Source organism: Nitrospiraceae bacterium (assembly GCA_020632595.1).
Classification (GTDB): Bacteria; Nitrospirota; Nitrospiria; order Nitrospirales; family UBA8639; genus Nitrospira_E.
Window position 1 is genome coordinate 23,659 of record JACKFF010000021.1, and the last position, 6,468, is coordinate 30,126.

The 6,468-nt window shown below is 52.9% G+C and carries 6 protein-coding genes; all 6 read left to right on the forward strand.

Annotated features, from left to right (window positions below; all coding sequences use genetic code 11):
* Positions 1-49: 49 nt before the first annotated feature.
* Positions 50-1,507: a trypsin-like serine protease gene (locus H6750_20440; GenBank protein ID MCB9776683.1), complete on the forward strand. Its 1,458-nt coding sequence runs from the start codon at positions 50-52 to the stop codon at positions 1,505-1,507.
* Between the two features lie 52 nt (positions 1,508-1,559).
* The gene (locus H6750_20445; GenBank protein ID MCB9776684.1) at positions 1,560-1,985 is read left to right on the forward strand and encodes a hypothetical protein; all 426 of its coding nucleotides are present in this window, start codon (positions 1,560-1,562) and stop codon (positions 1,983-1,985) included.
* Between the two features lie 222 nt (positions 1,986-2,207).
* Positions 2,208-2,645: a hypothetical protein gene (locus tag H6750_20450; GenBank protein MCB9776685.1), complete on the forward strand. Its 438-nt coding sequence runs from the start codon at positions 2,208-2,210 to the stop codon at positions 2,643-2,645.
* Between the two features lie 601 nt (positions 2,646-3,246).
* Positions 3,247-3,495 (forward strand): hypothetical protein, encoded by a 249-nt coding sequence (locus H6750_20455; GenBank protein ID MCB9776686.1) that lies wholly within the window; start codon positions 3,247-3,249, stop codon positions 3,493-3,495.
* Between the two features lie 121 nt (positions 3,496-3,616).
* On the forward strand, positions 3,617-4,912 hold the full coding sequence (locus H6750_20460; GenBank protein MCB9776687.1) for a caspase family protein: 1,296 nt from the start codon (positions 3,617-3,619) through the stop codon (positions 4,910-4,912).
* A gap of 479 nt (positions 4,913-5,391) precedes the next feature.
* Positions 5,392-6,468: hypothetical protein (locus H6750_20465; protein ID MCB9776688.1), on the forward strand; the 1,077-nt coding region annotated here is incomplete at its 3' end.

A 6,468-nucleotide genomic window follows, 5' to 3' on the forward strand; every position in this document is an offset into this window, starting at 1 on the left:
ACCGGCCGGAAAAAGAGGTACTCTTTTTACCACATCGCAGGAGGACGTTATGCACCGACATGACACATTCGACAGAGTAATCGGTTTCACGATTCTGGCGTTTGCGATCGGACCTGGCGGATTGGCGTTTGCCTTGGCTGAGGAACCAATCAGCCCCACGGCACCTTCCGACGAATCCATCATTGAGCGCGGGATAATCCGTGACCACCGGACAAAGCCGGGGTCTTTTACGCCTTCACAAAAGGCTCTCCCCCCGGTGGCACCCCAGACTCCGAAAGGAACGACACTCATTCCGCAGGCGGCTCCTGCTACGGGAACCGGAGGCCCCTTGCCTGTAGTTGGCGGCACAAATGAGCCCGACTACAAATACCCCTGGGTCGTACGGATGAACGGTTGCGGCGGTGTGGTGGTCGATCCGCAATGGGTTCTGACCGCTGCCCATTGCGTGACGCCCAATATCGGATTTGGCAAACTCACCTATACCCGGACCGATTCGAAGGGCAACGTGCAAACAGAAACCCGTGACCGGGCACAAAATGTGGGCCCTGCCAACAATCGCGGTGTGTTCATCCACCCCAACTATGCCCCCAATCAGGATCAGGCCAATGATATTGCGTTGATTAAGCTGGCCCAACCCTTTTCGGTCAACTTCGTTCTCCAAACGGTCGGGTTGCCAAAATTTCCGCGTACCTCGGGCCGGGTGGGAACTGTGGCATCGTACCGCAGGCACGATGGAACGCCGCTGCCTCAAGGGCAGGTGGCCATCTTTCGTGGTCCTATTTCTGCGATTGAATCCCCCAAAAAGATTTTTGTGCCTGCCAATACCGCTGGTGCTTCCCTCTGTCCCGGCGACAGTGGATCCGGGTTCGTGGCGGTCGAGAACGGCCGCGCCATTGTGCGGGGTATCGCCTCGCAAGGCAGTGTCTCGGACTGCATGACACCCTCGGGTGAAGCCGTGTTTACGGATGTGTTTGTTTTCAGAGATTGGATTCTGCAAACGATGGGCAAGAACGACGCCACCTTGTCCGGCAACACCCGGGTCCGGTGGGGCGGAACGGCCGCGCGCGGCAAGCTGGTCCTGGGTTGCAGCCACCCGAACACTCCGTATTTTGGCCCACTCAACGTGGTGGGTATCGAGGAAGGCGCCATGTGCGACGGGGGTCAGGCGCAGGGAATCATCTGCCAGCTCGATTCCAATCAGGCCAGCACGCGATTCGGGCCGCCTCAGATCGTCGGATTCACCATGCGAACGACCATGGCAAACGGCTCCTCTCAGATGACTCAGCTCCCGTTTGTGAGTAATCTGGCTCAGTTTTCCGGCCCAATGCCCTCAGGCGCATCGCGTGAGTTCACGTGCCAGATCGGAACACCTCTTACAGCATCGACAGGAGTTCTGAGCAGTGCAAACACGGTCATCATGAGTCGCGGCCTCGAAGGCGAGTCAGAGGAAGAGCAGACTATCGTTCAGCCGAGCCCCTTTGACCCGACAGAGGAGACTAAGCCGTAATCGATGGATCAACGCAAAAGACGTTCTTATTGAGCAAGGAGGATTAATGAATATGATGCAGACAAATCTTATTCGATTGATCGCCGTACTCGGCTTACTCGCACTCTCTGCGCCGGCAGAGGCGCTTATCATCAGAGATCAGTGCAACCAAACGTCAGGAGACGGACAGGGGCACAGCTGCCCTCCTGGTGATTATTTATTGATACGTCCGAAATACTCAGATGGTACCTGCGGTGACTGGATGTGCTGCCCCCCAAATGGCGACGGGTCGTACGACTGCACGAAGGGGACGAACCCAACAAACAGCGCGGTTAGCGACAGGCTCAAGAATCTGTTGGGCCCCCGTGCCACTGTGCTCGATCAAGGCACAAGACCCGGCGCGAAGAATCCATCAATTTTTCAAAAGCAGAAAGCTCCGATTATACGCCGGGGGATCGAGGACGAACTGCCGGAATCTTCGGAGAAGGAAGGAAAATGACGTCATCCTTTGCGCGGAAATGGGAATGCATTGTGTCGGAATTTCCGGCACGCCCGGGTTCATCGTCTGCAACGACCTTGTCCCAAAGGCGTGTTCGATCTGAATGGGCTCAAGGAACTGATCGCGAGGGCAGCCATTAAACCATAACCAGAGATGAAGCCATTCATGATGGGTACAGAGCCAGCAAGAGCACTACACAATTACCTTACACAGGAGGTTAATATGCGACACACACACACAATGGCGGTTGTTACACTTGGCATCGCGATCTGGGTATTGGGCCTGCCGCTCAACGCCCAGGCGAAACCCAAATCCAAAGTTTTCGGGTGCACGACTGAGGATCTCAATACTAACTTCGGATCATCCTGCGTACGCCAGGCAGAGCAGGATATTATGCAGGGGCATTCATATATACACGTCCTGGTGTGCGAAGGTGGCCAGATGAAATGCTGCACAATAAGCTCGACGAATCAAATTCAAACTTGCCGAAGACCAGCCGGGTCTGCGGCCCTGTCAGGTGGGCTCAAAAGCCTGAACCAAGCACAGGTGTTCAGGCGCGGAATCGAGGGCGAAGATGAAGTCGGCGAGGAGACGCCGATTCCATCATGGTTAACGGAGTCCTGGCTGAAAGAGCATGAAGGTGAGGAGCCGACCAAGTAAGCAGGCGGCGGGACCCAATAACAGAAGCTCACTGGGCTTTATTACGAGCACGGAACTTGTGCCATGGGCCTCGAATGTGAACGGGTAAAGCGACTTGATCGCCCAGACTCATAAAAGAAATTAAGAGGGGCGGTTCGCGAAGTCGCTCGACAACCTATAGGAGGGATGGATAAAACGCGCCGCGGCATATCAAGGAAACCGTACCCTCTACAGGCATACATTGCACTCAACCAGAGAGGCTGGAATCAGCCTGGCGTCGCGGTTTACCATCGGGCCCTATCTTCAGACCGTCGGGTTACCAAGATTATCGCGCAACCCAGGTCTCCTGGGGCGTGTCGCATCAACAATCAGTCACACCAGTATGATACGAACGGGAAGACAAAAATGGCTCCCGCATCCAAGTAGAAAAGAGGAGGGTACGGGAAAGTCGGCCAGAGACGAAAAACATACCATTTCATGCGCATAGTATAGGTTATGAGCCTTTTTGACTGGATTCTGGGAGAAGGCCTCGGCTTCCCAGAGACTTCGCCGGAAGAACCACAGGACTCTCCTTCAACTGTCTAGGGGAACCTAATCCCGTCGGAGAACGAAGGTGAATTAATTGAACGCGAGATCCGGATTCGCGATCATGCTTATCTGTATGTTGCTGAGTCCCATCCTCTCCGCTCAGACCTCGGAGTCTGATAACACCACGACCATCCCGCTCGACCAAACCGTGCATTGCCCCCTTACGGAAGGGGGTGACATAGTCGCAAACTCCGAGGCGTATTCCCTTGAGGCGGCGCAGGTATGGCTGAGGCTCATTCCCGAAACCGAATACCGGGATGAATTGTTGAAGGATTTTCTTTGACCTTCACCAGCTCCCTCAGTAAAATTTTTTGAAGTTGCAACACAATCTCACGAAAGGCTTGCGTAGAATCAGGCTCACGCTCAATTATCTGTGGCATTCATCTGACGGAGATATACGTTCAATGTTTTTCACGCAAACCGACAATACATTTTCTCGGTACACGACTTTCTGCCTTGCCATGATCTTTGGCAATCTGCTGAGCGGCTGCCTTCAATTCAATCCCTCTCGCACCTACGATGCCGATATCGTGAACTATCAAGCGTCCTCAGGAATAGTGGCAACTCCCCTGAACGGGCACACCCGCACCATAGAGGCCAATCAACCCTGGCAAGCCTCTGGAGTCACCGTGACCCCGGGTGACACAGTGAAAATTCTGGCTATGGGCAAGTGGAGCCAAGCTCCGGCCTTGAATATTTGGAGCGGCCCGGAAGGGTTGGATGGCACAGGAAAGGAAGTCCCGTGGATCAACGCCAACGCTCTCATGGGAAAAATCGGTGAACAGGGAAAACCCTTTGAAATTGGAACAGAAACTGAACTCCGCGCCACAGGAGAAGGAGAAATCTATTTGGCCATCAATGACCCCTTCCCCTGGATCGAGGACAATGCCGGTTCCATGCAAGTCACTGTGTATATCCAGAAAGATTCTCTCCCTCTGGCCAATCTCCAACCCACAGCACGGACGTCACTCTCCTCTCAAGCAAAGCCCGCCCTCGCCTCCCCAGCAGAAGCAGGGAAACGTACCGCTCTGGTCATAGGTAATAGCGAATACCAGATTGGCAGACTTCGGAATCCAGCCAATGATGCTCAGGATATGGCCGAAGCCCTGATTAAACTCAGATTTGATGTGACCCTCGAATTGAATGCTGACCTGGAAAAAATGGAACATGCCATCAGTGAATTTGGCAGACACCTCTACCAGGGCGGAGTCGGACTGTTTTATTATGCTGGCCATGGCGTGCAGGTCGGCGGAGAAAACTATCTCATTCCCGTCAATGCCGCCATTGAAAGCGAAAGCGATGTCCGCTACAAGGCCGTGAATATCGGCCAGGTGCTCGGCAAAATGGGGGAAGCCCGAAATGGATTCAATATTGTTATCCTGGATGCCTGTCGAGACAACCCCTTTGCGAAGGAATTCCGTTCATCCAGTCGCGGGCTTGCAGTCGTCAATAGCTCATTCGTGAAGGGAACGTTGATAGCCTATGCCACAAGCCCGGGAAAGGTCGCCAGTGACGGAGAAGACCGGAACGGCCTCTATACTCAACATTTACTTCAACACATTTCCTCTCCAGGACTGCCGGTGGAACAAGTGTTTAAACTGGTCCTGCAAGGTGTTGAGCACGACACCAATGGCAAACAATCACCCTGGACCTCTTCTTCCTTTTCCGGGAATTTTTCCTTCCAGCCCACAATACAATAAGAACACACGCAGATCCATTTAGCTCTCCCTCCCCCTCATCTGGTGAAAGCTTCGGGTTGTGTAAAAAAGTGGGTCCATTCCCAAATCTTCAGGGAATTTTGAATGTCCTCTCTAAGAATCTTTTACTTCATGTAGCTGCCACCAAATTCAAGGAGACAAGAGAAGCGTTAGAGGTTTCCAATGGCGGCATGATCCAATTGACTGTTGCCGTGAATGGCCGGCAAGCATTTTCAAACAGCCTTGCTTTCTTACGAAAGTCAGGCCGAAGGAGTTGAGTTCATCCACGATTCGCCTACAAAACCTTGATTCTTCTTGACATTCCTGACCTAATCTATTGGTATAGGTCATCCCTGAGAAAATTTTTTATTTCACAAATTACAAAATCCGGTGAACCGAATTCCATTTGGGTTCGACTCAGCAGGTAAAGACTGATTATTCAATTTTCAATTCACCCTCTAGTTCAAAAGGGGAAAAAAGGTATGAACATGTCCTTTGCCAAACGAGTTCTCTGTGCGATGTTCGTAAGTATTTTTCTTCAATCCGGTCTCCCCGCTCAAGCCTTGATACCCGATGAAACCACGACTATCACGCTGGACCAAGCCGTCCATTTTTTAGGCACGGATGGCAGTGATGTAGTCGCGGACCCCGGTGAATATTCTGTGGAACCCGCAGAAGAGTGGCTTAGACTCATTCCCGGAACCGAACGCCGGGATGCCTTGTTGATTGAAGCGCAACAAGGCACCCATGAGGTGAAAGTTGAAATCCCTATTGTGATTTCCACCCCTGGCAGTGAACCGGGCGAATTAGATGTCCACGTGGTGCAACTCCTCAATCCTGACGGCACGAGTATGGTGGCCACCGGGACTTATAGTGGCATTCAATCGCGTGGGCTGTTTAACGCCGCAAAGAAAACCGCGGACAGAGCCAAAGCCGCAGCAGAAGCAGCTCGACGAGTGGCCGCCCGGAAGGCCGCCGCCGCCAGAACCGCAGCCTTACGAGCCAAACAGGCCGCCGAACAAGCCGCCGAGGCTGCGGCTGCTAAGGCCCAAGAGCTGGCCAGGCAGACCGCCCAGTTCGCAAAAGTTCAGGCCTGTAAAATCCAGGTCAGTGCCATTAGAGGCGGTCTCAAAGCTGGACAGGCAGCAGAAAGCCTGATGAAGCAAGTGGCAGCCATTCTCCCGGTTGCCAGGCAACGGCAAGGTTCTCTGCAAAATAGACTCAATCAAGACCAAGCCTATCGTGAACAAATCGTAAACACCATGGTGTCTGGAATCAATGCCAACAAATACGTCATTCCGGAAATGAACCGCATACAAGCCAATTTGAATCATCCTGCCAACCGATCAAAATTTATGGACATACTGTTTAGTCCCACCATGATTTGCGAGAATTCTATTGCAGATTTCGATAACGCATTAATTCAAGCGGGACTGGCACCAAGTTTTGCCACCGTGAGAACCCGTGGCGCAACCGATAATCATTTTTACATGGGCTTCCAGGTGACATTGGATGCCGCTTATGTAGGCGGTGCCCAGATCGGCTTCTTAGGGGTGACT